Source organism: Haloferax sp. SDI50, assembly GCF_059802635.1.
This window is the reverse complement of the sequence record NZ_JBPULL010000003.1, coordinates 1-23,146: the sequence shown is the minus strand read 5'-3', so window position 1 is coordinate 23,146 and position 23,146 is coordinate 1. Positions and strand designations below refer to the sequence as shown.

Below are 23,146 nucleotides of genomic sequence, written 5' to 3'. Positions count from 1 at the left end.
ACGTGGCGGGCTGACCACACGCCCGGCGCTTGGTTCGGTTCCCGCACCAATTGCCCTTTCAGCGCCCATCGGCTAGCGTCGCGTATGTGCAACCACTGCGACCGGGAACTCGCTCGTCGGGCCGTGTTGTCTGCCGTCGGTGTCGCGGGCGTCGCCGCCACCGCAGGGTGTCTGGGCGGTCTCGGAACCGACGGCGGTGGCGACGCTCCCGAGGCAGTCGCACTGACCGGCGGCGAACAGTGCGACGCCTGCGGGATGGTCATCGACCAACACCCCGGCCCCGCCGGGCAACTGTTCTACGCCGACCACAGCCCCGAGGGTCACGACAACCCGGCGCGATTTTGTAGCGCCTGGGAGACGTTCTCCTACGCGCTCGACCGCGAGGACGACGGGTGGAATCGCGCCGGCGGCTACCTCACGGATTACAGCACTGTCGAGTACGACCTGTTCGACGACGGCGGCCGGACGTTCATCTCCGCGCACCTCGACGCCGACGCGTTCGCGCCGATGGACGACCTCGTCTACGTCGTCGGAACCGATGTCAACGGGTCGATGGGTCCCGACTTCGTCCCCTTTTCCGACGACGGCGACGCCGAGGCGTTCGCCGACGCGCACGACGGAGCCGTCTACGAGCGCGCCGATATCTCGCGCGACCTCATCGCCCGGCGCTGAATGTTAGACGCTCTCTTTCGGTCGTTCTCGATTCCTTAGATTCGAAAATCACGACCCCTTTATATGCTCTCGACGGCCGTTCGTTCATTTGTTAGGTGAAAGACAATGGCCGCTAACTCACAAATCGAGATGCTGGGGAACAGGATGGACTTCGACTACTCGCAGGGCGTCACGGGCTACGTGCTCGTGTTGACCCGCCTCATCACCGGCTACTGGTTCCTCCACGCCGGTGTGACGAAAATCGTCGGCGAGCCGTTCAGCGCCGCGGGCTACCTCGCGAACGCCCCCGCAGCCTCGCCGCTCCAGGGCTTCTTCGCGTGGGCCGCCGCGACCCCGTGGCTCCTCGACCTCACGAACGTCATGATTCCGTGGGGTGAGGCTCTCATCGGTCTCGGGCTCATCGTGGGCGCACTCGTCCGGCTCGCCGCCTTCTTCGGCGGCGTCCTGATGGTGTTCTTCTACCTCGGGAACGCCGAGTGGGGCCACGGCGTGGTCAACGGCGACCTGTTCGGGCTGATGATGTTCGTCATCGTCGGGACGCTCGCGGCGGGCCGCATCCTCGGCCTCGACGCCATCATCGAGAAGATGGAGTTCGTCCAGCAGCGCCCCGTACTCAAGTACCTCCTCGGCTGAGCGGGACATCCTTCCCCCGCGCGGCCGTGTCGGTGCGCCGCGGTGACCCACCAACTCTACCGCACTCGGCGCGCTTCGACGGATGAAATACACTCCGACCGACGAGACTGATTTTCGCGGTGTTACTACTTCCCCTGCGCCGACGACGGTACCGGAACGAGCGTTCGAACGTCCGAACGTCCACTTATAGCTGTCGTCGAGTTGCGCCCGTCCGCACTCGATAGCTCGGTTATATGCTCCTGTCGCCCGCCGGTCACATTGCCCCATGTCCCCCGACGACTCTCGGCCCTCCACAGGCTCGACGCGACGACAGTTCCTCGCCACTGGAACCGCCGTCGCGGCCGCGTCGCTCTCCGCGCTGACCGCCGGTTGCCTCTCGGACCTTCCCCCGCTCGGCGGTGCTCAGCGCTACGGCCGCCTTGAGGTCCCCCCGACGTCCGCCCCGGCGTATCGGCGCTGGCTCCCCGCCCCGTCGAGCCTCGAGCGACCGCCAGACCGGTACTACTTCAGTTCGTCTCGGAAGCCGGGGATTCGGTCCGACGCGCCGCGGCTGTTCGTCGCCCGACAGGCGTACTCCAGGGCAGAACTGGACTACTTCGGCATCGGCTTCGACCGCTACGACCACCTCGTGGACTCGGTCTTCGGAAGCGTAATCGAGGCGTCTTTCGAGCGTTCGTCCGTCGGTCGGACGCTCACCGAAAGCGGGTACGAGCGGGTCGGCACGTACCGCGGCTACGACGTGTTCGCCCGCGACGACGGGCCTCGCCGGGTCGCGGTCGGCGACGACACCATCGTGTTCACGAGCGCGGATCTCCACGGCGAACCGAATCTGGAGGCGCTCGTCGACACCGGCGCGGGCGAGCGCCCCCGGTACCACGAGGTCGATTCCGACTTCGAGCAGTTGACCGCGGCGGCCGGCGAGCCGTCCCACGTCGGCATCAACACGAGCCTCCGCGACCCCACGGACCACCCGGCGATGCTCGCCGACGGCTTCCGGTTCGACCGCGACAACGCCTACCAAATCGTCCACTACCGGTACACGACCGACCGCGTTCCGACGAAAGAGGCACTCGAATCGGCGCTCAGGGACGATTCCTATCGCTTCGCCGAGGCCGCCGACACCTTCGACGTGTACGTCGACGGCCGACTCGCCACGGTCGAGACGCGCGTGCCGCTCCGTCCCGACGGCGAAATCGACCCGCGGTACCGGCTTCCGCAGGTGACGTGGGGGGTGGCCTACGACGAGGCGGCCGACCGCGTTACGGTGCGCCACGAGGCAGGCGAGACCGTCCCCGCTGACCGACTCTTCTACGACCTCTCTCTTCCCGAAGCCCCCGGGCGCGTCGAGAAAAAGCCGCTCTGGCCGGGAGCCGAGACGGTCGCGCCCGGCGCGGAGGCGACCATCGACCTCGGTGACTCTCCCGGTGTCGACCATGTGAGCGTCGTGTACTCGATAGGAGGCACGCACTTCACCATCCTCTTCGGCCGCGAACTCGGCGGTGAGACCGATGCGTGACGCTGTCTCGTGCGCCCGGGTCGGCCGCCCTCGACACCCGTATCCCTCCCCGTGCCAGCCTTCTGTTCCCCCCCACCGGCCTCGCCTCCCGCCGCGCCCGGCGTTTTCCCCGTGCGGCGGTACGACTAGCTTCGATTTCCACACCGACGATGAGACACAGCACCTATGGACGAGTCGGATGACCCGTAGAGACGAGATGTCGGATGTCGACCTGGCGACCGTCGTCGAACTCCTCGACGACGAGCACGTGCGGTCGATTCTGGTCGCGACGAGCGAGTCGCCGCGGTCGGCGAAGGAACTCAGCGAGCGCTGCGGGCTTTCGACCTCGTCTATCTACCGCCGTCTCGACCGACTCGTCGACGCGGACCTCGTCGCCGAGCGGACGCGACCCCGGGCCGACGGTCACCACGAGACGGCGTACGTCTCCCAACTGGGTCGGTTCGAGGTGACGGTCCGCGACGGCGACCTCTCGTGGGAACTCGACCGCCGGAGCGACGACGTGGCCGACCAACTGACGCGCCTGTGGGGGAAGTTCTGATGGCGCTTCCCGGCTTCGGCACTCCCCTCGGGCTGCTCGCCGGCGGCGCGGCGACGCTCTCCGCACTCGTCGGCCTCTACATCGGCTATCAGGCCTACCGCGGCCTCCGGCGAAACGACGAGCGGTCGATGCGGTGGCTCTCGGTCGGCATGATTCTCCTGTTCGGCGTCGCCTACACGCTCGCGGTCGCGGGGCAGGGCCTCGTCGCGTTCCGCCTCGTTCCCATCCACTTCCAAGGGGTCTTCCGGCTGCTCGTCAGACTGACGCAGCTCGCCGGACTGGGCTGTATCGCCTACTCGCTCCGTATCGCAACGGGCCGGTAGGCGTCGGTTTCTCTCCGCGTCTCGGAATCGACTACTTCCTGTCGAGCCTGCTGAGGCCCTGCCAAATCGCCTCGATGAGCCGCGCTTCCCCGTCGAATTCGTCCTCGTGTGTCGCGCCGTCGCCAGCCGCCGTCTCGTCCTCGGTTTCGACCTCATCCCAGCCGCGGGCGATGGCGTCTTCGAGGACCGAAAGCGAGTGGTTCTCGAAGTTGTTCATGCCCCGGAACGATTCGAGCGCCTCGACGGCCTCGTCGTCGAACTCGCCGCTCGGCGTCCCGTCGTAGAAGCCGAGTTCGGAGAGCGTTTCGAGGACCGCCTCGGCGGTCTCGTCCGACAGCGACACGGTCTCCGCGGGCGCTTCGCGCTCCAAGAGCGTGATGTCGTACAGTTTGAACACGCGTTCGAGTTCGGCTATCGGGTGGTCGTGGTCGTCGACGCGCACGTCGACCCAGCGGTCGTTGCCGCCGTCGTAACCGCCCTCGGGCTTGGCGATATACATCGCTGCGGACTGCTCGCCGCGCTTGTCGCCGCCGGCGTCGTTGCCGGCGTGAAGCGCCGCGAGCAGGCGTTCCGGGAGGCCGCCGTCGGTCGTCTCGAACGCCTCGGCCATCGCGTCGAGCGTCGCCTCGTTTTCGAGGATGTTCCCCTGAACGGTGTAGTAGTCGCCCTGGATGTCGCCGGCCACGTCGAAACACTCGTCGCCGGTGAAGGCCGCGACGCTCCCGTCGGCTCCGACGACGCCGACCTGCCTGCTCGGGGCCTCGTCGTCGGCGTCGGTCAGTTCGGAAACGACTTCCTCGGCCGAGTGCCCCTCGCGCAGGAGGTCCAGTCCGTCGGGGCCGTAGGCGACGTTCGCGAAGCTCTGGGTGGCGACTGCGCCGGCGTCCGCGCTGACGAACGGGACGACGGAGCCGACGCTCACGAACTTCGACTGGACGGCCACGCCGATGGCGTCCTGTTCGGGGTCGCGGGCGACGATTGAGAAGGTCGACGGTCGCGGTGTCATGGTCGGAACCGACGGACGCCGGGCGAATAAGGGTTCACCTCTCGGCGGAACGGACGGCGACGAGCGATTCTCGAACGCCGTTCTCGAACCCCATAGGTTATATATTGACAAAATATTCAACAGCGTATGGCAGACCGATTAGACGGCAAGACTGCGGTCGTGACCGGCGCGAGCAGCGGTATCGGGCGGGCGAGCGCTACGCGGCTCGCCGCCGAGGGTGCGAACGTGGTGCTCGGTGACATCGACGCCGAGCGCGGGCGCGAGGTCGTCTCCGAAATCGAGGCCGACGGCGGCGACGCGACGTTCGTCGCGGTCGACGTCACCGACGCCGACGACGCGCGGTCGATGGTCGAGACGGCCCGCGAGACGTACGGCGGCCTCGATATCGCGCACAACAACGCGGGCATCGAGGGCGACAACGACCCGCTTCCGGAGCAGTCGCGGGAGAACTGGGACCGAGTGCTCGGAATCAATCTCACCGGCGTCTGGCTCGCCATGAAACACGAGCTTCCGGCGCTGATGGAGAGCGACGGCGGCGCGATTATCAACACCTCGTCAATCGCCGGACTCGCTGCCGACGGGAGCGAACCCTACGTCGCGAGCAAACACGGCGTGGTCGGATTGACGAAGTCTGCGGCCGTGCGGTACGCCGAGGAGGGCGTCCGCGTCAACGCGGTGTGTCCGGGCGTCGTCCGAACCCCGATGGTCGAGCGGTCGCTCGAAGCGAACCCCGGCGCGGTCGAGGCCATCACCGCGGAACAGCCGCTCGGACGGATGGCGGAACCGGAGGAGATTGCGAGCGCCGTCGCGTGGTTGGCCTCCGAAGATGCGTCGTTCATCAACGGCCACGCGCTCCCCGTCGACGGCGGTAAACTGGCCTGAACCGGCGCGACCGCGACCCGGGCGGCCGACTCGGCGGCGACTACGCCGAGATGCGGTCGATGTGCGACCGGATGGCCGCTCGGAGCGGCTCGATTGACTCGTCGGGTTTGAACACCGTCAGCCGGCGGGCGCGCGTCCCAGTTAGAATCGAGAGAAACAGTTCGGCCTCGGCCTCTGGGTCGTCGACGTCGAACTCGCCCGCCTCGACGCCGCGGACGAGGATGTCCCGCAGCAGCTCCGTGAGCTCGGCGTCGACGTGGCGGTACTCCTCGCGACAGCCCTCGTCGTGCGGGGCGTTCACCCGGAGTTCGAACATGGACAGTTGGAGCCGGTAGGCCTCCTCTGAGAGCGTCTCGGGGAGGAGCGTGTCGACGAGGGTTTCGAGTTCTTCTTTGGGCGTGCGGTCCCCTCGAGGGAGGCTGTTCAGAAACTGCGCGAGGACGTAGTCGAGGAAGTCGACCAGCAGCTCGTCTTTCCCGTCGTAATGGTAGTACAGGAGCGTCTTGCTGTTCTCGAACTCGTCGGCGATGTGTTGTATCGTCAGGTTGCCGTAGCCGTGTTTCTGTAGCGCCCTGTACGTCGCCTCCATGATGCGTCGCTTCGCCGGCTCCAACTCCTCGGCGCGGCCGTCCTGCGTCATATCCGGCGGTTCGCGTTCGACGGAAGTGTCGCTTTCGGGTCGTCGCGGACAGCGGGATGACTCGCCGCCGACCGCGGTCAGAGCCGAATCAGGTAGGCCACCCAGAACAGCACCGAGAGCGAGCCCACTCCGGCTAGCAGATAGCTGTAGATGTTCTTCGTGTGTCTGTGTACTTTGTAGCCGGTGTAGACCGAGACGAACCCCGCGATAGGGAGGACGAAAAGCGAGAGCACCGCGCTCAGTCCGCCAATCGCGAGATATCTCCGCGTCGTTGTGTCGTTCATCGTGTTCCCACGACGCTGTTGAATATTAATTCAATATTTAAATTACCGGTAGCGGTACCGCGGTTCGGTGACCCGAACCGCTATACGTGGTTGAACAGAAATTCAATATATGAATCAACGTACAGTCAAACGCCCGCTTCTCGCCGCGCTCCTCTCGTCGCTCGTCGCGGGGCTCGGACAGTTGTATCTCCGCCGTTGGAAGCGCGCGTTCGCGTGGGCCGCCGTCTTCCTCGGCGTCGGCTCTCTGAGCGGTCCCGACGCGGTTGCGATGTACTTGCAGGGCGCGGGCGACTTCTGGAGCGCCGCGCCGCTGTTCGTCGTTACCCTCCTCGCCACTCTCGACGCGTACGTGGTCGCGCGCGTCCAGAACCGCGCGTCGAAGCGGTCCGAGAGCCGCGACGGCCGGGTCTGTCCGAACTGTCGCCGCGCCGCCGACCCGTCGCTTGAGTTCTGTCAGTGGTGTGCGACCGAACTCGGTTCGGTCCCCGGTTCCGAGGCCGAAGTCGATGTTGACGCCGCCGAAGGGGGGACTCGAACGTGACTGACACGACCGACGCGACCGACGCGACCGACGCGGCGGGTCGCTCGTCTGACCTCGATTCCGCCGTCGAATCCCGGGTCCGGTCGCTCTTCGCCGGTTTGGACGAGTCGGCGGCGGCGACCGCTCGCGAGGTCGTCGAAGAGTCTGAGACGCGCTGGTACGCCGACCTCCTCGCCGACACGGTTGACGCCGCCGCCGAGACCGACGACGCCGTCGACGCTCGCTCCGTGCACGCCGCGGGGTCGGCGGTCGAGCTCCTGTGGGGGTACTACCGTCTTCGAGGCCGGCTACTCGTTCAACTCTCGGACGCTCGCACCCACTCGCTCACGATGGACTCGACGACGGCGCTCCTCGCCGGCGACTATCTCCACGCGGCCGCCTACTCCTCGATTAGCTCGGTCCCCTCGTCGCACCTCGGCGCGTGTGTCGAACGGCTCAACGAGTCGGCTCGGGGACTCGTCGGCACGTTCCGCTCTGCGGAGCGGGCCTCGCTTCGGACCGAGGCGGAGGTGGTCTCGTACTGCGAGGACACGGCCGGTCGGCTCGGCGAGACCGCGTCCGTTCTCGGCTCACTGCTCGCCGACGCAGACGAGGCTCAGCGCCGACTGCTCGGCCGCGTCGGTCGCGAGGCTAGCGTCGCGCATCAACTCCGTCGCATCTGCGAGTCCGACCCCGCCGCGACCGCGATTTCCCCGCCCGAGTGCGACGAATCGCTTCTCCGGGAGCGGGCAGCGCGGCGGCAGGAGGACGCGCTCGCGGCTCTGCGGGCGCTTCCCGGGTCTGTCGACCGGTCCGTGTTACGCGCGTCCGTCGGTCGGACGGCGTGACTGGGCTCCGCCCTCGACCCCGCCTTTCTCTCTCACGTCCGTAACGCGAACAGGAGCGTCACGGCCCCGACGAGGAGTGCGAGAAGCGCGACGACCGACCGTCCGCCGGTGACGCCGGCGTATATCGCGTAGCCGAGCGTCGCACCGGCCGCATACACGAGCGCGCTGCTCAGTCCGTGGACGGCCTCGATTCGGAGCGTCGAGGGCTCCCGCCCGACCTCTCGCGCGATGCCGAACCCGTGTTTCCCCACGTCCCACGCGAGGAGTACGAGGTACGCGGCCGCGAGCAGGAACGGCGGTGTCAGACCCAGAACGCCCGCGAGCACGACTGACCCCGCGAGGAGCGCGATGCCCGGCGTGTAGGCCGATTCGACGCCGAACGTGAGGGCACCGGCGAGCGAGAGCAGCCCCAGCGCGCCCATCGCGAGCGCGGGCACCGAGACCGCGGTCATGACGGCGGCACCCGTCGCTGCCGCGAGCGCACTCCAGCTACTCCGGAGCGGCGGGGCGCTATCCGGACGTTGTGGCACGGCTTCGGCCATCTCGCATCACCTCCCGTAGCGGTTCGGACGGGTTCCAATCGCTCGCCGGGATACCGGCCGCTCGAAGCCGCCGAAGCCGGCGTTCCCTCGTGAGTGACGCGTATCCGGACTCGTAGCCACGACTGCGCGTCCGAGCCGTCGGGTCCGGGCTGAGCACCGAAACTGGGTGCCCGTGCGCGTCGAACCGCCGCGCGGCGACTACGCTCGCGTCGTCTGAGAGCGGCGAGACGAAGATGACTCGCGTGTCCGCCCGTACTCGTCGGTGAATCTCGTGCACTGCCGCGGACGCGTCCACCTCGCCGTCCGGGGCCTCCCACCCGAACGCGGGATGGCTCGCCAGCGTCTCGCGAATTCGGCGGTGGTGGTCGCCGCCGCGACCGGGTGGGTGCCAACAGGACCGCGGAGAGAGCGCCGCGAGACCCACCGGAACGCCCGCAGAGCGGAAGCGAGAGACGAGGGCGTCGGCCGCGGCGACGCCCCGTTGGACGACCGGCTCACCGTCGCCGCCCCCATCGCTTCCGCCGCTCCCATCGGCTTCGTCACCCCATGCGACGTAGGCCTCCGTCCGCGCGTCGACGACGACCAGCACTCGCTGGCGTCGGTGTTCGTGAAACGCCACCGTCGAGAACTCCCCCGTCTTGGCCTTCCGCCGCCAGTCGATTCGGGACGGGGGGTCGCCCGGCCGGTACTCTCTGACCGAGTGGAACTCGACGCCCGGCCCCGGGGCGTCCGACCGTGACCGACCCGCTCGCGTCGTCGTTCTCGCGGTGGCACGACCGGAACGCGGTTTCGCCGGCGGACGACACGAAGCCGTCGTCTCGGCGTCGACGAGCGTTTCCCGCTTGCGTACCCCGAGGGCGTCGCGCGTGACGACGAGCGCAGGGTCGAACGCGTGGTCGCCGCGGACGGCTTCGACCGTGTACGTGACGCTCGCACGCTTTCCCGGTCGGAGCGCAGTCGCGAACTTCGGCGACCCGTCGACGACGGCGAGGCCCGGCGGAACCCCGTCGACGAACCGGAGGTCCGCGAGCGTCGCGTCGCCGACGTTCCGAACCGAGAGGGTCACCTCGACCTCGTCACCGACCGCGGGCTCGGAGTCGCTGACGACTCTCTCGACCGTTACCGCCCGCGATGGGGCCGAGACCGCGCGGGCGTACCCCGAGACGGTGATTCCGAACAGTGCGAGGAGGAGCAGTCCCGGTCGCAACGTGACGATTCCGAGCCCGCCGACCGCGAGCGCTGCGGCGGTCACTCCGCGGACCCGGTCAGTCGTTGATTCGCGTTCGCGGCTCGGGAGGTATCGACTCGTTCGCACGGCGGGTTCGTCTTCGAACGCCGTCCGAAGGTCGGCCGACGGGGCCGGCGTCACGTCGTCCGCTCCGGACCGCTTCGACAGCGCGGCGACGGCGCGACGCGCCCGGCGCGCGAACGGCGGCTCGCCGCGGACCAGCGCGCGGACGTATCCCGAGGGCGACAGCGACGGGACGAGGTCGCCGGCGAAGAACGCCGACGCGACCGGGTCGTCCGTCCAACTCCCGTCGTCTAGTCGCGTTTCGACCTCGCTCGGGCTCGCCCCGTCAGCCCGCGAGAGCGCGCTCGCCGCCACGTCGCGGAGGTCGCCGCGGAGTTCCCGGCGGTTCGCCGGCTCCGCGTCGCGCCGGTCGGTCCACCCGATTGCGTCCACTCGCCGGGCGAACTCCGTCCCCGGCGGGTCGTAGCGCGGACGACGCTCCGGCGAGGGGAACGCACCTGCGGTGGCTGTCCTTCCCTCGCCGTCGTCCGGGGCGTCGTCTCCGAGACCGTTCAACAGCGAGCGGGCGGCGAGGACGGCGGTGGCGACGCCGACGACGGCGACGGGCGCGGTTCGGGCGGCTCCCGTGAGTGAGACGCCACGGACGATGCCCGGGGAGGCGACGAACAGTACACCGCCGAGGCCCGACACGAGACCGACGACCAACAGTCCGCGGCGAGTGCGGCTCACGGCTCGCGCCCGTTCGGCCAGTTCTCGTCTCGCCGCAGCGCGTCGAGCGCGTCTTCGGCCCGTCGCTCGCGCTCGTCGGTCGGCCGCTTTCCGCCGTACCGAACTGTGCGGAACAGCTCGGTGAGCGATTCGACCGTGCCCGCGGGCAGGCCGGCATCGACCGCTGTCCGGGCGAGTTCGGCCGGCGTCTGTCGCGGGGTGGCCGCCGAGCCGAGCGCGGACACCATCGTAAACCACGCGTGGGAGACGCCGTTCGCCGGCGGGCCGCCCCATCCGGACGGGTCCGGCGCGCGCCGGTCCGACGGTTTGCGGTCAGCGCCGCCCCGCTCTTTCGTCGTCTCGGGCGCTCGTGAGTCGTCGTCGGTGAGTCGGCGGAAGACGAGCATCACCGCACCGACGACGACTGCGACCCCGACGGCGAGGCGCGAGCGCAGTCCGCCGTCCGGCGACGACTGCGCTCCGAAACTGTCGAGTACGCCGTCTTCCGGGAGCACCAGCTGGCCGACTGCGGGTCGGTTCGGACGGTCGGATTGCTCGCTCGCCCCCGACTGCTCGCGAAGCGGTATCGACTCGTCGGCCGAATCCGAGACGGTCGGTTCGTCCGGCTGCGCGGCGTCGAGCGACCCGGCAGCGAGTCCAAGCGTGGCGAGCGCGAACACGGTGACAGCGAGAGCGAAGACGTGTGAGGTTCGCATGGTGTGCAGACGCGTCCGATTGTCACCGCCTCGCGACGCGTCCGACGGGGAAGGCCGCGAGGAACCGCTCGATACTGTTCGTCGAGACGCAGGGGAGGGAATCCGTAACGGGGAACACGCTCAATACGTCTCAACTCATTGTTAAAATATCCACGACTCCTCGCTCGCGAGCGAAGTATTTAGGCGTGCCTAAAACGAAGCAGTTTTATTTCTTTAGGCTGCCCTAAAAATATGGCAGACAACGATGACTGTCGGTCCGGGCCGACTCGCCGGGACTACGTGAAATTCGGCGGGACAGTCCTCGGCGGGGGACTCCTCGCGGGTTGTGCGGGCGGGGGTTCCGACGCGACGACCACCACTTCTGACGCCGTCTCGACGACTGAGACGGATACCGAAGAAGCGACTGAGACGCCGGACACTGAGACGAGCGACGGGTCGTACTCGGTGTCGATGGCCCCGGTCGGTGAGGTCGAGTTCGACGCCGTGCCGGAACGCGCTCTGACCTACTACCCGGTCTCGGCCGACGCGGCGGTCGCCTTCGGCCACGGCGACGCTATCACCGGCATCGGTTACGACAAGGAACTGTTCGGCAACACTGTCGACTACTACTACGACGCGCTCGACGGCGTGGAGTTCGAGTGGGAAGCGCTCGGCCGCGTTACGCCGGCGTCGAACCCGAACGCCCTCGACAGAGAGCTGTTTTACGAACTGGACAGCGACGTGCACTTCCTCGACCCGTGTCTGCTTCGGAGTCCCTCGTTCGACTGGACCGAAGACGAGGTGGCGTCAATCGCGGCCGACGTGGGTCCGTGGTTCGGCAACTATTACAGCCGGACGAACGCCGACCCGCCGGAACCCTGCCGCGACCGCTACGAGCACTACACGCTCTGGGAGTACCTCGGCCACATCGCGGCGGTGTTCCGAGAGGAAGAGCGCTACCGGGCGTTCAAGTCCCTCCGGGACGACCTCGTCGCCCGGATACGGGCCGACCTCCCACCGGCGTCCGAGCGCCCGTCGCTCGCGGTCGTCGCTGACACCGGCGGGACGTTCTGGCCGTACGACTTCACGGGGGACGGCTACCTCTGGGCGCACCTCCGCCCGTTCGGGATGCAGAACGCGTTTGCGGCGACGGACGCCCAGACCGGGTCGGACGGTTCGTACGATTACGAGGCGATGGTCGAGACTGCGCCCGACGTGGTCCTCCGGTACTGGGGGACCGCGCTCGGAGACTCCTTCCGCTCGAACCGCGAAGAGGTGCTTTCGAACCCCCTCGCGGACGAGGTGCCCGCGTTCCGCGACGGCCGGTACTACCCGTCCGGAAACGGGATGCAGGGCCCGATTATGAACCTGTTCCAGTTGGAGATGACCGCCAAACAGCTCTTCCCCGAGCGGTTCGGCGCGTGGCCCGGCTACGGCGACGGCGAGTCGTACCCCGAGATTCCCGAGGCTGAACGGCTGTTCGACCGCGAGCGCGTCGCCGACATCGTCGCCGGCGAGTTCTGACGGGCGGCCGAGCGAGACCCGGTCGGACTCGGTCGCGTCCAACTCGGTCGCCTCCGTCGCGCCGTCATTCTCGTTATTAGATTCGAAACCGCCCCGTGTTTTCTCCGGTCCCTAATCGTAGCGGTCGAACTTATGTGCCACCGCGAGAGTTACTCTTCGGTACCTACTGATGACGACCTCGGAATTCCCTCATATCGTCTACGTCGACGACGATGCGGCGCTCTTGGACCTCGGAGAGACGTACCTTCGAAAGCTCTCTTCGTTCGAGGTGACGACGTGCTCGGACCCGAGTGTCGCGCTCGATATCGTTCGTGATTCCGATATCGACTGCGTGGTCAGCGACTACGACATGCCGGCGATGACCGGGGTCGAACTCCTCGAAACGGTTCGCGAGGACCACGGTTCGCTTCCCTTCATCCTCTTTACCGGCAAGGGGAGCGAGGAAGTCGCGAGCGACACCATCTCCGCGGGCGTCACCGACTACCTCCAGAAACAGCCCTCCTCCGAGCAGTACGAACTGCTCGTCAACCGCATCGAAAACAGCGTCTCCGAACACCGGGCGACCCGCCGGGCGGAGCGCTACGAAACCGTTCTCGAAGCGCTCGGCTACCCGGTGTACGTCGTCGACGAGCGCGGCCGCTTCACCTACGTGAACGACGCCTTCGCGGACCTCTCGGGCTACGCCGTCGACGAGATTCTCGGGAGCGGCCCGGAGCTCGTGAAAGACGACGCGGACGTGCGGCTGGCGGCCGACGAACTCGGGGGAATTCTCTCGTCGAGCGGCCCGGACACGACCCAGTTCGAAATCGAACTCCGGACCGCCGACGGCGAGGTAGTCCCGTGCCGCGACCACATGGGCTATCTCCCCTACGAGGGCGAGACGTTCCGCGGCTCGGTCGGCATCCTCCGGGACATCTCCGGCGAGCAGGCCCGCCGGGACGAACTCGCGCGCGACGAGCACGTCATCCGCGCCGCGGGCGACCCGGTTTACTCCCTCGACGCCGACGACCGCTTCGAGTACGTCAACGACGCGTTCGTCGACCTCGTCGGCCACGACCGCGACCGCGTCCTCGGCTCGCACCTCCCGTCGTACCTCTCCGACGCGGACTACGAGACCTACGAGTCGCTGCGGGCGTCGCTCGGCGACGGCGCGGAGACCGACCGACTCACCTTCGAGACGCAACTTCTCGCGGCGGACCGCGACGACCGCGAGACCGTCCGCCCAGCGACAGCGGAGCGACGACTGACCCGTCGCCATCGTCTCAATTTCTAAAATTTTCACACATTGTAAGTGGCCGGCTGCCGTTCGTCACGCGTTCGCGACTCGCGGCGGTCGTCTACACACCCTTAAGAACCCCACCGAGAGTTAGACACGCATGGTCACGAATCGCGTCACGGTGTCGCTCGACGAGGACGCTCAGTCGGCGCTCGACGGACTCGCCGGTCGGACCGACAAGGCTCAAAGCGAACTCGTCCGCGAGGCGCTCGTCTTCTACGCGGCCAACTTCGAGGCGGCGACGACCGACGCCGGGCCGAACCTCGAAGCCTACCACCGGATGCTGTCGAGCGGCGAGCACGTCCTTCTCGACGTGGACTTCCTGCACACCTTTCTCGACTACGTGGAGGGCGACGACGGCGAGCCTGCCCCCGAGTTTCTCGACGCCGTCGACCGGGTCGCGGCGTTCCACGCCCACGAGTATCGCGACCGGTTCGAGTCGCTGGCTGAACTCCTCGACTGGCTGTCGTTCTGCGGCTTTCTCACGGTCCGCGCCTCCGAGGGCGACACCTTCCACGTCGTCTTTCCCACCGAGTCTGTCAAGTGGTTTATGTCGCGGTTCATCGCGCTCAGCACCGAGCAGTCCCCGTTCGATATCGAGGTCGAAGAGGGCGTCTCGAAGGTGCTTCTCACCGAGGTCCGGTGAGGGGCACGTCCGGCGCGGACCCGGCCCGACTCGGACGCTGGTTTCCGGACTCGGTTATCGGTCCACGCCCGCCGCTAGCTTCATACTCGTTCATACTCCTTCATACGCGCTCTTCGCGCCGTACTCGGCGTTCTCAACCGGGATTTATCAACCAGAGTTTGATACGTCAATCCACCTCACAGGTAGAACCATGAACTTAATCGAACGTCTGAAATCTATCGGTCCGGGCGCGATGGTCGCCGCTGCGTTCATCGGTCCCGGAACGGTCACGACCGCGAGCGTGACGGGCGCGCGATTCGGCTACGCGCTCGTCTGGACGATTGCCTTCTCGATAGTCGCCACTATCGTGCTGCAGGAGATGAGCGCCCGACTCGGCCTCGTCTCCCGCGAGGGCCTCGGGGAGGCGCTCCGGGGGCAGTTCGACAGCCCCGCGCTGTCGGGACTGAGCATCGCCCTCGTCGTGAGCGCCATCGGCGTCGGCACGGCCGCCTACGAGACCGGAAACATCCTCGGCGGCGCGGCCGGACTGGAGGGGCTGACCGGCATCAGCGCCAACCTCTGGGGGCCCGCGATGGGTCTCGTCGCCGGCGTCCTCCTGTGGTCCGGCAAGTACAAACTCATCGAGAAAGCGCTGGTCGGCCTCGTCTCCATCATGGCCGTCTCCTTCCTCATCGACGCCATCCTCATCGGCCCCGACCTCGGCGCGCTCGCCCGCGGATTCGTCCCGAGCGTCCCGGAGGGTTCGGCGTTCCTCATCACCGGCCTCATCGGAACGACCGTCGTCGGCTACAACCTCTTTCTCCACGCCGGGAGCGTCCAAGAGCGGTGGGCCGGCCCCGAGGAGTTGAACGAGTCGCGGGCCGACACGATTCTGTCTATCGTCCTCGGCGGCTTCATCACCATCTCGATTCTCGTCACCGCCGCGGCGGCGTTCCCCGTCGGGACGAACATCCAGAACGTGAGCACGATGGCCGAACAGCTCGAACCCCTCGTCGGTACGCAGGCGAAGGTGTTCTTCGGCATCGGGCTGTTCGCCGCGGGCTTCACCAGCGCGACGACCGCCCCGCTGGCCGGCGCGTACGCGACTGCGGGGGCGCTCGGCTGGGACACCGACCTCAAGTCCACGAAATTCCGCGCCGTCTGGGGCTCGATTCTGCTCGTCGGTATCGTCTTCTCCGCGGTCGGATACAGCCCCGTGCAAGCCATCGTCTTCGCGCAGGTCGCCAACGGCGTCCTCCTGCCCATCGTCGCCGTCTTCCTCATCTACGTGATGAACGACCGCGACATCCTCGGGTCGTACGCCAACTCCACGCTCCAGAACGTCGTCGGCGGGCTGGTGACGCTCGTCGTCGTCTGGCTCGGCCTCCGAACGCTCTATACGGTCGCGACCGATATGGGGGTGTTCTGATGGACGCAGCAACCCGCATCGGCGTCGACGTCGGCGGCACCTTCACCGACGTGGCGCTGTTGACTCCCGAAGGCCGCCTCGTCACCGCGAAGGTCCCGAGCACGGACGACCAGAGCGTCGGCGTCGTGCACGGCATCGAGAAGGCCTGCGACGACGCCGGCGTGGACCCGGCCGACATCGACTCGTTCACCCACGCGATGACCGTCTCGGTCAACGCGCTCCTCGAAGACGACGGCGCGAAGACCGCGCTCGTCACCACCGAGGGGTTCCGCGACGTGCTCGAAATCGGCCGACAGGCACGCCCCGACCTCTACGACGTGACCGCCGACAAGCCCGACCCGCTCGTCCCGCGCCGCCGCCGGTTCGAGGTGACGGAGCGGGCGACCGTCGAAGGCGTCCAGACCGAAGTCGACGAGTCGGAGGTCCGGGCGCTGGCCGACGACATCCGCGACTGCGGCGCGGAGAGCGTCGCCGTCTCGCTCCTGCACGCCTACCAGCACCCCGAAAACGAGCGCGTCGTCGCCGACGTGCTCCGCGAGGAACTCGACGCGCCGGTCTCCGCCTCCCACGAGGTGCTCGCCGAGTTCCGCGAGTTCGAGCGTACCTCGACCACCGCGGTCGACGCCTACGTGACGCCGGCCATCGACAGCTACCTCGGCCGCCTCGAATCCCGCGCGGCCGACCTCGGCGTCCCGGTTCCCGAAATCATGCAGGCTAACGGCGGCATCGCCCCGGCCTCGACCGTGCGCGAACACGCCGTGACGACCACGATGTCCGGGCCGGCCGCGGGCGTCGTCGGCGCGGCGGAGACTGCAACAGGCTCCGGCGACGACCTCGCCGGCCTCGTCACTTTCGACATGGGCGGCACCTCCAGCGACGTGAGCCTCGTCCGCGACGGCGAGGTCGAGCGGACCACCGACGCCGAAATCAACGGCCGGCCCATCAAGACGCCGATGGTTGACGTGAACACCGTCGGCGCGGGCGGCGGCTCTATCGCGTGGGTCGACTCGGGCGACGCGCTTCGGGTCGGGCCGCGCTCGTCGGGCGCGAACCCCGGCCCGGCCTGCTACGGACGCGGCGGCACCGACCCGACCGTGACCGACGCGAACGTCGTCCTCGGCTACATCGGCGGCAGTTCCGCCCTCGGCGGCGAACTCTCGCTCGACGTGGACGCCGCCCGCGACGCGCTCTCCGGCCTCGCCGCCGACGCCGGACTGGACGACGCGCTCGCGGCCGCTCGCGGCGTCTACCGCGTCGCCAACGCCAACATGACGCGGGCGATTCGCGCCGTGACGGTCGAGCGCGGCCACGACCCGCGGCAGTTCGGCCTCGTCGCCTTCGGCGGTGCCGGCCCGATGCACGCCGCCGCCCTCGCCGAGAGCCTCGACATCGAGACCGTGGTGGTTCCGCGGGCCTGCGGCGTCCTCTCGGCGTACGGCCTGCTCGCGGCCGACCAGAAACACGACTCGGTGCGGACGCTCCGCCGACCCCTTTCCGGCCTCGACGCGGAGGCGGTCGACGCCGCCTACGCCGACCTCGAAGCCGACACGCTCGACGACGTGACCGACCCCGACGACGCGGCGGTCCGGCGCGCCGCCGACCTCCGGTACGTCGGGCAGAGCTTCGAACTGACCGTCCCCGTCGGCGAGGCGTTCGACGCCGAGGCGGTCGAAGCGCGGTTCCACGAGGCTCACGAGAGCGCCTACGGCTACCGCCTCGACGACCCGGTCGAACTCGTCAACGTCCGGGCGACCGCCGTGGTCGAACGCGACTCCCTCGACGTGACCTACCGCGGCGGCGGCGACGCCCGCAAGGACACCCGCGAGGCCTTCTTCGACGGCGCGTTCCGCGAGACGCCCGTCTACGACCGCGACGGCCTCGGCGCGGGGGCGACCGTCGAGGGGCCGGCCATCCTCGAACAGCACGAGAGCACCGTCGTCGTGCCGCCGGCGTGGGGCGGGACGGTCGGGGCCGACGGGACGCTCGTCCTCACCAGCGGGGGTGACGGCGAATGAGCGACCGCGAGGTCGACCCCGTGACGCTCGAAATCATGCGCAACCAGTTAGAGAGCGTCGCCGAGGAGATGGGACAGGTGCTCATCACCTCGTCGTACTCGCCGAACATCAAGGAGCGCCGCGACTGCTCGACGGCGCTGTTCGACGCCGACGGCCGCCTCGTCGCGCAGGCCGAACACATCCCGGTCCACCTCGGCGCGATGCCCGAGGCCGTGGACACGGTCCTCAACTACGACCCGGAACCCGGCGACGTGTTCGTCCTCAACGACCCCTTCGAGGGCGGGACGCACCTCCCCGACGTGACGATGGTGTCGCCGCTTTCGGTCGACGGCGAGGTGCTCGGCTACGCCGTCTCGCGGGCGCACCACGCCGACGTGGGCGGAATGACGCCCGGCAGCATGCCCGCCGGCGCACGCGAAATCTATCAGGAGGGGCTCAGACTCCCCCCGGTCAGACTCGTCGCCGGCGGCGAGACCAACGACGACGTGTTGTCGCTCCTCTTGGCCAACGTCCGCAACCCCGGCGAGCGCCGCGCCGACATCCGCGCGCAAATCGCGGCGAACGAGCGAGCCGAGGAGCGACTGGCCGACCTCGTCTCGGAACACGGCCGCGACCGCGTTCTCGCGGCGTTCGACGCCGTGATGGACTACTCCCGGAACCGCGTCACCGCGGAACTGCGCGACCTGCCCGACGGCGAGTACCGCGCCAGCGACGTGCTCGAAGGCGACGGCGTGACCGACGAGGACATCCCCATCGAGGTGACCGCGACGGTCGACGGCGACGCCGTCGCGTTCGACTTCGCGGGCACGGCCGACCAGGTCGCCGGCAACGTCAACGCCCCGCTCGCGGTCGCGAAAAGCGCGGTGTACTTCGTCGTTCGTTGCGTCACCGACCCCGAAATACCGCCGAACCAGGGCTGTTACGACCCCATCTCGGTCGAGGTCCCCGAGGGGTCGCTTCTCAATCCCGACGCCCCCGCGGCGGTCGTCGGCGGCAACGTCGAGACGAGCCAGCGCGTGACCGACGTGGTCTTCTCGGCGCTCGCCGACGCGGCCCCCGAGCGCGTCCCCGCGCAGGGACAGGGGACGATGAACAACCTGACCATCGGCAGTCGCGCCGGCGGGTCGGACGGTTTCACCTACTACGAGACCATCGGCGGCGGCTTCGGCGGCCGCGCCGGCGGCGACGGCATGGACGGCGTGCAGGTCGGGATGACAAACACGCTCAACACGCCGGTCGAGGCGCTGGAGGCCGAGTACCCGCTTTTCGTCGAGGCGTACGGCCTCCGCGAGGGAAGCGGCGGCCGCGGCGAGTTCCGCGGCGGCCTCGGTATCGTCCGGTCGGTCACGGTCGAGGCGGACGCGACCGTCTCGCTTCTCACCGAGCGCCGGCGGGTCGCCCCCCGCGGCATCGCCGGCGGCGAGGACGGAGCGACCGGACAGAACCTCGTCGACGGCGAGGCGGTCCCGTCGAAGACGACCCGCGACGTGCCCGCCGGCACGACCGTCACGGTTCGGACGCCGGGCGGCGGCGGCTACGGCGACCCCGCCGAGCGCGACGCCGACGCACGCCGCCGGGACCGCGAGGACGGCAAGGCGGAGTAGCGTCGGTCGGTCTGCTGGGCGCTGGTTCGGGGACACAGGGAATCCTCACCCGCCGCGCCCAGCCGTTATAGGTATTCCACACTACTGACTACTCGTTCGATATACCGAGCCGTAATCTCTCCTGACGAGCTGAAGTCTGTTGAAACTGTGTTCAGACGAATGCAGGAGACAAATTCCACAATTTTCAAAATTTGTGAGCTGTTCCTTCATCGTGTCAGAAATCAGTACTCGATAGTCGTTATCTCCTCGACGGGCCACTGGCTGAGCAGTTCGACGCCGTCGTCGCGGACGACGACCATCTCCTCGACGCGGACGCCCTGTCTCCCCGCCGGCTCTTGGGTCTCGACGGCCATCGTCATCCCCGCCTCGATTTCGATGGGGTGGTCCGGCGAGAGGCCGCGCCAGATGAGCGGCACCTCGTACAGTTGGAGGCCGAGGCCGTGGGCCCAGTGGTTGGTCGTCAGCTGCCAGTGGTCGTCCGCGCCGTACCAGTCGGCGTGTTCGCCCGCCATGTCCGGGAACGCCGCCGCGATTTCGTCGGTGGTCTTCCCCGGCTCGATTTCGTCGAGGACGGCGTAGAGGTTGTCGCGGGCCGTCTCGTAGGCGTCGCGCTGCTCGTCGGTCGGTTCGCCCATCGAGAAGGTCCGGTAGTAACACGACCGGTAGCCGAGGTAGCCGACGTTGTAGAAGTCGGCGTAGACGAGGTCGCCGGGGCGAATCAGCCGGTCCGTCGTGTTCGCTTGGTGCTTCGGCCACGTGTTCGGCCCCGACGTGAGATAGCCGCCCTGCGCCATCGCGCCGTGCCGCCAGAGTTCGCGGACGGCGTCGCCCCACACCTCCGACTCCCGCGCGCCCGGCTTCGCGTTCTCCGCGATGGCCTGAAAGCCCGCCTCGCAGATGGCCGCGACCTGCCGCAGACACTCGATTTCGTCTTCGGTCTTGGTCTTTCGGGCGTCCTCCATCACCGCCGCGCACTCGGCCGGTCGGGCGTCGATGCCCTTCGATTCGAAGGCGTCGAGCAGCCCCGCGTGGCCGGCGTCGATGCCCATCGCCTCGTTCGCGAGGCCGTACTCGTCGAGGGCGTCGACGACGGTCTGGGCCATCTTGTCGAGGAGGAACGACCGGGCCGAGTCGCGGCCGGACGCCCGCGGGACGTTCCCCAGTCCGGGACAGGCGTAGCGAACGTCGGTCAGCCACGGGCAGTTGTACCGCTGGTTGCTCGCGTGGTCGGCGGTGTCCCAGTGGACGACCGTGCCGTCTTCCAGAAGCAGCGAGTAGTGGTCCGCGCCCGACCCGCCGGTCATCGCCAACCCGGTCACGTACCGGATGTTCGGGTCGTCGATGAGGAGCATACTCCCGAGACCCGCCTCGCGCATCCGCGAGAGGGCGCGGTCCTTCCGCTCCTCGCGCATCCGCTTTACGTCGATGCGCTGTTCCCAGTCGACGGCCATCGTCCCGCGGGTCCCGCTCATGAACCCCCGCTCGTGGAAAGGCATACGTCCACCACTCGTGACTATCACATTAATTTGTTGTAGATGGTCGTTGCGAACACACCTCATGATTTATTGTCTCATACGTGAATCGGCAGGTGTACGCATGTACAAGCACGTAGCCCTGCTTGTCCGCAAGGCGGGGATGAGTCACGACGAGTTCGTCACGTACTGGCAGGACAACCACACGCCCATCGCCCGCGACATCGAGGGCGTCGTCCGCTACCAGACGGTCCTCCCCGTCGACCCCGAGGCCTCCGAGTTCGACGGTCTCGCGGAACTCTACTTCGACGACCTCGGCGCGCTCCACGACGCGCTCGGCAGCGAGGGCTCGCGCGACTACGACCCGGCGAAGGGGACGGCGAGAGAAGCGAGAGCCGACGTGGACAACTTCCTCGACGTCGAGCGACGCCCCCGAATCATCGGCGAGGAGGTCGTCGAGAAAGACGAGACCGGCGGCGACACGACGGGGTGCTACAAGCACTCGGCGTTTCTCGTCCGCAAAGACGGGATGAGCCACGACGAGTTCCTCGACCACTGGGCGAACACCCACGTCCCCCTCGCCCGCGAGATTCCCGGCGTGGTCCGGTACGCCCGCGTCGTCCCGACCGACCCCGAACGCGCCGAGTTCGACGGCGTCGCAGAACTCTACTTCGAGAGCCTCGACGCGCTCCGGGCGGGCCTCGGTCACGAGTCCTCGCGCGACTACGACCCCGACCACCCGAAGGCGAACGCGCCCCGCGAAGACGTTGACAACTTCCTCTCCATCGGTGACCGCCCGCGGTTCGTCGGCCGCGAGACGGTTCAGAAAGACGCGAGCGGGGGCCGCTGAGCGATGTCGCGCGACTACCGCGCGCAGGTCGAGGCCGCCTTCCCCGAACTCACCGACATCGAGGACGCCGGCCTCCGCGAGCGAGTCGTCGAGGCGTGGTGTCTCGGTCTCGCCCGCGGCGGTTGGCGCGACATCGAAGATATCCCCTACGCGTGGAACATCCACGAGGTGACGAACGTCGAGCACGTCCGCGGCGTGACCCGCATCGCCGTCCGCGCCGCCGAGGAACAGCGGGACTTCCACGGCGCGGACCCGGACCTCGACGTGGTCCGCGCGGCCTGCCTCCTCCACGACGTGGGCAAGTGCTACGAGTACGTCGACTTCGTGGACGACGACGCGCTCGACGACCCCGACCCGGAGTACGCCAGCGGGGAGATTCCGCACTCGCTTTCGGGCTACGCCCTCGCCCACGAGGTCGGCTGCCCGCTCGCGGTCCAGCGCGCCATTCCCCACTTCATCGGTGAGATTCCGACCCGGACGCTCGAAGCCGAACTCGTCAAGAGCGCGAACTCGGCGTCCTCGAACGCCATCACGCAGGCCGCGATGGGAATCAGCTTACAGGAGTGGGTCGAAGAGTACTCCCAGACGCAGTAGCGAGACAGTAGTTCACACGGCAACCGTCACCACAGCTATTATCCCGCCCTTCGTAGCTCGCGCCGATGTACGAACACGTCAACCTCGCTGACCTCGAACCGCACGACGTGGAGAACGCCGACGCCCGAGTCAAGGCCGTCGGCTACGAGCTTCGCCCGCGGAAGATGCGCCCGTCGGTCTGGTCGTTCGACGCGGGCGGGTCGGGACCGATGCACTACCAGCGCGAACAGGAAGAGCTGTATCACGTCCTCTCCGGCGCGTTCGAACTCGCCTTCGCCGGCGACGACGGCGAGGAGACCGACGCCCTCGCCCTCGAACCGGGCGACTTCGTGGTCGTCTCGCCCGACGAGGTTCGGCAACTGCGCTGCGTCGAGGCGGGCGAGGTGTTCGTCGGCGCGCCGAACGCGAAGGACGACGGCGTCGTCGCGGAGTGAGCGGGCGGCTCGCCCTCCGAACTCGTCGGAAACGCGACGCGTGCCGTGTTATAAGGGCGCTCGCGACAATTCGGTGATATGGTCATTCCCGGTTACGACCCGGACGACCTCGACGACAGACTCGAGGAACTGCTCACAGAACGCGACCTCGCGGACTATCTCACGCCCGCCGAGCGCGAGCGCTACGACTCGGGCGAGAGCCTCGTCGACCTGCTGTCGCCCGACGATATCCGCGACCTGCTGGACGGTCCCGAGACCGAGAGT

General features: G+C 68.1%; 25 protein-coding genes. 18 read left to right on the top strand and 7 right to left on the bottom strand.

The features are described 5' to 3' along the window. The first annotated feature begins 84 nt into the window (after positions 1-84). The 5 genes from ACSR87_RS17120 to ACSR87_RS17100 all read left to right on the top strand — a co-directional run bounded on the left by ACSR87_RS17120 (position 85) and on the right by ACSR87_RS17100 (position 3,682). Positions 85-672 (top strand): nitrous oxide reductase accessory protein NosL, encoded by a 588-nt coding sequence (locus ACSR87_RS17120; protein ID WP_498531423.1) that lies wholly within the window; start codon positions 85-87, stop codon positions 670-672. Between the two features lie 144 nt (positions 673-816). Then, positions 817-1,305: a TQO small subunit DoxD gene (locus tag ACSR87_RS17115; RefSeq protein ID WP_498531682.1), complete on the top strand. Its 489-nt coding sequence runs from the start codon at positions 817-819 to the stop codon at positions 1,303-1,305. Between the two features lie 265 nt (positions 1,306-1,570). After that, positions 1,571-2,821, top strand: a complete 1,251-nt coding sequence (locus ACSR87_RS17110) for a hypothetical protein (protein ID WP_498531422.1) — start codon at positions 1,571-1,573, stop codon at positions 2,819-2,821. A 196-nt stretch (positions 2,822-3,017) separates the two neighbouring features. Then, positions 3,018-3,359 (top strand): winged helix-turn-helix domain-containing protein, encoded by a 342-nt coding sequence (locus tag ACSR87_RS17105; protein ID WP_008572212.1) that lies wholly within the window; start codon positions 3,018-3,020, stop codon positions 3,357-3,359. Continuing rightward, on the top strand, positions 3,359-3,682 hold the full coding sequence (locus ACSR87_RS17100; RefSeq protein WP_008572211.1) for a DUF7521 family protein: 324 nt from the start codon (positions 3,359-3,361) through the stop codon (positions 3,680-3,682). The genes ACSR87_RS17105 and ACSR87_RS17100 overlap by 1 nt, the downstream gene beginning before the upstream one ends. A 31-nt stretch (positions 3,683-3,713) precedes the next feature. On the opposite strand, the gene ACSR87_RS17095 is transcribed toward ACSR87_RS17100, so the two are convergent. After that, positions 3,714-4,688: a DUF1028 domain-containing protein gene (locus tag ACSR87_RS17095; protein ID WP_498531421.1), complete on the bottom strand. Its 975-nt coding sequence runs from the start codon at positions 4,686-4,688 to the stop codon at positions 3,714-3,716. Positions 4,689-4,814: 126 nt separating this feature from the next. On the opposite strand from ACSR87_RS17095, the gene ACSR87_RS17090 reads away from it, so the two are divergent. Continuing rightward, positions 4,815-5,570: an SDR family NAD(P)-dependent oxidoreductase gene (locus tag ACSR87_RS17090; protein WP_498531420.1), complete on the top strand. Its 756-nt coding sequence runs from the start codon at positions 4,815-4,817 to the stop codon at positions 5,568-5,570. A 40-nt stretch (positions 5,571-5,610) separates the two neighbouring features. Here ACSR87_RS17090 and ACSR87_RS17085 read toward each other — a convergent pair whose 3' ends face one another. Together ACSR87_RS17085 and ACSR87_RS17080 are read right to left on the bottom strand one after the other, a co-directional pair. Beyond that, positions 5,611-6,210, bottom strand: coding sequence for a TetR/AcrR family transcriptional regulator (locus tag ACSR87_RS17085; RefSeq protein ID WP_498531419.1), 600 nt, complete (start codon positions 6,208-6,210; stop codon positions 5,611-5,613). Between the two features lie 77 nt (positions 6,211-6,287). Then, positions 6,288-6,494 (bottom strand): hypothetical protein, encoded by a 207-nt coding sequence (locus tag ACSR87_RS17080; protein WP_498531418.1) that lies wholly within the window; start codon positions 6,492-6,494, stop codon positions 6,288-6,290. A gap of 109 nt (positions 6,495-6,603) precedes the next feature. On the opposite strand from ACSR87_RS17080, the gene ACSR87_RS17075 reads away from it, so the two are divergent. Both ACSR87_RS17075 and ACSR87_RS17070 read left to right on the top strand, forming a co-directional pair. Further along, a complete protein-coding gene (locus ACSR87_RS17075) occupies positions 6,604-7,035 on the top strand; it encodes a DUF7575 domain-containing protein (RefSeq protein ID WP_498531417.1) in 432 nt (143 codons plus the stop codon). After that, positions 7,032-7,862 (top strand): hypothetical protein, encoded by an 831-nt coding sequence (locus ACSR87_RS17070; protein ID WP_498531416.1) that lies wholly within the window; start codon positions 7,032-7,034, stop codon positions 7,860-7,862. Before ACSR87_RS17075 ends, ACSR87_RS17070 begins: the two co-directional genes overlap by 4 nt. A 32-nt stretch (positions 7,863-7,894) precedes the next feature. Here the strand turns inward: ACSR87_RS17070 and ACSR87_RS17065 are convergent, their stop codons facing one another. From ACSR87_RS17065 to ACSR87_RS17055, 3 genes are read right to left on the bottom strand one after another with little or no spacing between them, the layout of a single operon-like run. Further along, positions 7,895-8,404, bottom strand: coding sequence for a DUF7519 family protein (locus ACSR87_RS17065; protein WP_498531415.1), 510 nt, complete (start codon positions 8,402-8,404; stop codon positions 7,895-7,897). Further along, positions 8,373-10,361, bottom strand: a complete 1,989-nt coding sequence (locus ACSR87_RS17060; RefSeq protein WP_498531681.1) for a DUF58 domain-containing protein — start codon at positions 10,359-10,361, stop codon at positions 8,373-8,375. The genes ACSR87_RS17065 and ACSR87_RS17060 overlap by 32 nt, the downstream gene beginning before the upstream one ends. A gap of 20 nt (positions 10,362-10,381) precedes the next feature. Further along, positions 10,382-11,080, bottom strand: coding sequence for a DUF4129 domain-containing protein (locus ACSR87_RS17055; RefSeq protein WP_498531414.1), 699 nt, complete (start codon positions 11,078-11,080; stop codon positions 10,382-10,384). 231 nt (positions 11,081-11,311) lie between these two features. On the opposite strand from ACSR87_RS17055, the gene ACSR87_RS17050 reads away from it, so the two are divergent. The 6 genes from ACSR87_RS17050 (at position 11,312) to ACSR87_RS17025 (ending at position 19,532) form a co-directional block, all read left to right on the top strand. Next, entirely contained in the window at positions 11,312-12,583 is a 1,272-nt protein-coding gene (locus ACSR87_RS17050; RefSeq protein ID WP_498531413.1) for an ABC transporter substrate-binding protein, read from the top strand. A 169-nt stretch (positions 12,584-12,752) separates the two neighbouring features. Next, positions 12,753-13,856, top strand: a complete 1,104-nt coding sequence (locus tag ACSR87_RS17045) for a PAS domain-containing protein (RefSeq protein ID WP_498531412.1) — start codon at positions 12,753-12,755, stop codon at positions 13,854-13,856. A 103-nt stretch (positions 13,857-13,959) separates the two neighbouring features. Further along, on the top strand, positions 13,960-14,505 hold the full coding sequence (locus tag ACSR87_RS17040) for a ribbon-helix-helix protein, CopG family (protein WP_498531411.1): 546 nt from the start codon (positions 13,960-13,962) through the stop codon (positions 14,503-14,505). A 190-nt stretch (positions 14,506-14,695) separates the two neighbouring features. After that, positions 14,696-15,913 carry an Nramp family divalent metal transporter gene (locus ACSR87_RS17035; RefSeq protein WP_498531410.1) on the top strand — a complete coding sequence of 406 codons (1,218 nt, stop codon included), beginning with the start codon at positions 14,696-14,698 and terminating at the stop codon, positions 15,911-15,913. Continuing rightward, positions 15,913-17,928, top strand: a complete 2,016-nt coding sequence (locus ACSR87_RS17030; protein ID WP_498531409.1) for a hydantoinase/oxoprolinase family protein — start codon at positions 15,913-15,915, stop codon at positions 17,926-17,928. Before ACSR87_RS17035 ends, ACSR87_RS17030 begins: the two co-directional genes overlap by 1 nt. Then, positions 17,925-19,532, top strand: coding sequence for a hydantoinase B/oxoprolinase family protein (locus tag ACSR87_RS17025; protein ID WP_498531408.1), 1,608 nt, complete (start codon positions 17,925-17,927; stop codon positions 19,530-19,532). Before ACSR87_RS17030 ends, ACSR87_RS17025 begins: the two co-directional genes overlap by 4 nt. A 221-nt stretch (positions 19,533-19,753) precedes the next feature. On the opposite strand, the gene ACSR87_RS17020 is transcribed toward ACSR87_RS17025, so the two are convergent. Next, positions 19,754-21,004: a M24 family metallopeptidase gene (locus ACSR87_RS17020; RefSeq protein ID WP_498531680.1), complete on the bottom strand. Its 1,251-nt coding sequence runs from the start codon at positions 21,002-21,004 to the stop codon at positions 19,754-19,756. 124 nt (positions 21,005-21,128) lie between these two features. Here ACSR87_RS17020 and ACSR87_RS17015 point away from each other — a divergent pair, with 124 nt between their 5' ends. From ACSR87_RS17015 to ACSR87_RS17000, 4 genes are all read left to right on the top strand, one after another. Further along, entirely contained in the window at positions 21,129-21,854 is a 726-nt protein-coding gene (locus ACSR87_RS17015; RefSeq protein ID WP_498531407.1) for an EthD domain-containing protein, read from the top strand. A 3-nt stretch (positions 21,855-21,857) separates the two neighbouring features. Continuing rightward, the gene (locus tag ACSR87_RS17010) at positions 21,858-22,448 is read left to right on the top strand and encodes an HD domain-containing protein (protein ID WP_498531406.1); all 591 of its coding nucleotides are present in this window, start codon (positions 21,858-21,860) and stop codon (positions 22,446-22,448) included. Between the two features lie 65 nt (positions 22,449-22,513). Further along, complete coding sequence (locus tag ACSR87_RS17005) at positions 22,514-22,882, top strand: cupin domain-containing protein (RefSeq protein ID WP_498531405.1); 369 nt, start codon at positions 22,514-22,516, stop codon at positions 22,880-22,882. A 78-nt stretch (positions 22,883-22,960) separates the two neighbouring features. Beyond that, the coding region (locus tag ACSR87_RS17000) for a DUF8027 family protein (protein ID WP_498531404.1) at positions 22,961-23,146 on the top strand (186 nt) is incomplete at its 3' end.